General features: G+C 69.5%; 2 protein-coding genes and 2 pseudogenes. 1 reads left to right on the top strand and 3 read right to left on the bottom strand.

Translation table 11 applies throughout. The annotated features are described in order from the left end of the window. A pseudogene (locus tag R5W23_RS07040) lies at window positions 1-313 on the top strand (LysR family transcriptional regulator); the annotation flags it as partial. Window positions 314-340: 27 nt separating this feature from the next. Here R5W23_RS07040 and R5W23_RS07045 read toward each other — a convergent pair. The 3 genes and pseudogenes from R5W23_RS07045 to R5W23_RS32600 form a co-directional block, all read right to left on the bottom strand. Beyond that, the gene (locus R5W23_RS07045) at window positions 341-802 is read right to left on the bottom strand and encodes an ISAs1 family transposase (protein WP_456320363.1); all 462 of its coding nucleotides are present in this window, start codon (window positions 800-802) and stop codon (window positions 341-343) included. Between the two features lie 22 nt (window positions 803-824). After that, window positions 825-1,499: an ISAs1 family transposase gene (locus R5W23_RS07050; RefSeq protein WP_320685731.1), complete on the bottom strand. Its 675-nt coding sequence runs from the start codon at window positions 1,497-1,499 to the stop codon at window positions 825-827. A 115-nt stretch (window positions 1,500-1,614) separates the two neighbouring features. Next, window positions 1,615-1,953, bottom strand: a pseudogene (locus R5W23_RS32600) (hypothetical protein); the annotation flags it as partial.

The raw sequence follows: 1,953 nt of genomic DNA on the forward strand, positions 1-1,953 counted from the left end.
GGCGCAGGCGCGGAGCTACTTGGGGAACAATCGGGACCGCATGAACTACCCGCGGTACCGCCGGGAGGGCTTACCGACGACGAGCAGTTTGGTCGAGTCGCTGGTGGGCGAGATCAACGCCCGCGTGAAGAGCACGCAGAAGCACTGGACCCGTCCCGCCGGAGCCGAACCGATCCTGCAAGTGCGGGCTGCGGTATTGAGCCAGGATGACCGGCTCCCCCGGTTCTTCGCACAACGGCCTGGGTGTGCGTTCCGGAAACGAGACACACTCAGTCACGAATTAGAGGATGCCACGACGCAAACCGTGGCGTGACCTCCACGCGTAGACAGGGCCGTTCCGTTATTCACGTTGGGTGATGCCGATAAGCTTGTGTGCGTGTTCGGGGTGTAGCTGGAGCCATTCGAGTGCTTCGGGTGTGCTGTCGGCTGATATGGTGGCGAGCATGTGAATGGCAGCGTTTCGCAGGGCCGCGAGCACCTGCGGTGCGGCCCCCTTGCGGACCCGGCACGCATCCTCGCCGAACGTCACATCCCGCACGTAGTGGAGTTGATTCTCGATGCGCCAATGGGACCGCACCAGGCCCAGAAGTGCTCGCGCGTCGGCCCGCTCGACCGGCAGGCGGGTGATCCCGTGCATCACCTCCACGGTGGTCACACCCTTCACCGTCCGGGTGCGGGTGATCCGAAATCCTTGCTTCAATCCCTTCCACCGATCCTGGTACGTCACCAGCGGGGTGGCCCGCAGGGTCCGCGTCTCGATCCGCCCGTGCCCCGTGTCCACCGACGTGGTCTGACGCCCCAACTGCTCGGGCGTCGGGACCGGCTCAGGGGGACGTGGCCGCCGCGAGCCCTCGGGCGGCGCCCTCGAATCCCAACCCGGCCTCGATGTCGGCCACCAGCCCGGGTTGGTTGTCCTTGGCCACCCGCACGTAATGGCCCCGGCCGTCCACAACCGCCGCGGCCACGTCCCGCGGGCCGAACATGGCATCCCCGGTGAGCACCGAGCCGCCCACCGGCACGACCCCGAGCAACGCCAGGGCCGCCGTGTGCTCGTTCGTCTTGGCGTCCACCCGGACCTGGCCGAGCACCGCCGCGGCGTGCGGGGCGTACGCGGCCACCCGGTGCTGGCCCGGCACGTCCCCGTCCCGGCTCCCGGGCCGGCACTGGCCGTCCGGGGCCACATGCGCGGGGCCGGCCGGGTCCAGGGGCCCGGCGATCCACCGGCCCAGGGCCGCCTCCAGTTGCTGGGGGTCGATCCGCCGCAGGGGCCGGGACCGCGTCGACGCGGACGGCGTCTGGCCGCTCCGGAACCTGCGGGCATGAGCTAACGGGGGCCCGTACTGGCGCCCGAACTGGGCGATCCCCTGGAGCCCGGTGCGGCCCATCAGCACCGCCAACGCGACCAACCCGAGGACCGCCGGCAGCGGGTGGATCCGGCCCTGTAGCCCGCGCGGGTCCGGGATCGTTGACAACTCCTCATACAGCGAGCGCGCGGGCATGCAGCACCTCGGCCAGACGAGCGCCCCATGTACCCAACAAGCCTGCACGCGCCAAGGTGAAACGCGGAATGGCCCTGCGCGCGTAGGGGTGTGTTCAAAGATCGTGGGCGGTAAATCAAGCGACCCGCCGTTTTGGGGTCGCCTGCCAGAATCCGTCCCATAGTGCCGGGCCGCTCTGATACAACGCGCGCAGAGCCCCGACCCGGGCCGCGTGACAGTTTCCACTGAGTTCGCCGTAATGCGTGACCTGATACAACGCGCGCAGAGCCCCGACCCGGGCCGCCCCGTCGGGGCACCACCTCATCCCCGACCCTTTCAGCCGCGCACCGACCACCTTGCAACCGGCCTCCGTCGGACCGCTGCCGATGTCTAACCCGGCCGCCCGGTACTCCGGGTACTCGGTCCGGTGCGCGTTCCCCTCGAAGTAGCCCACGAGCCGACGCAACGCGTCATA

Origin of the sequence: Gemmata algarum, assembly GCF_034097035.1 — a bacterium.
Classification (GTDB): Bacteria; Planctomycetota; Planctomycetia; order Gemmatales; family Gemmataceae; genus Gemmata; species Gemmata algarum.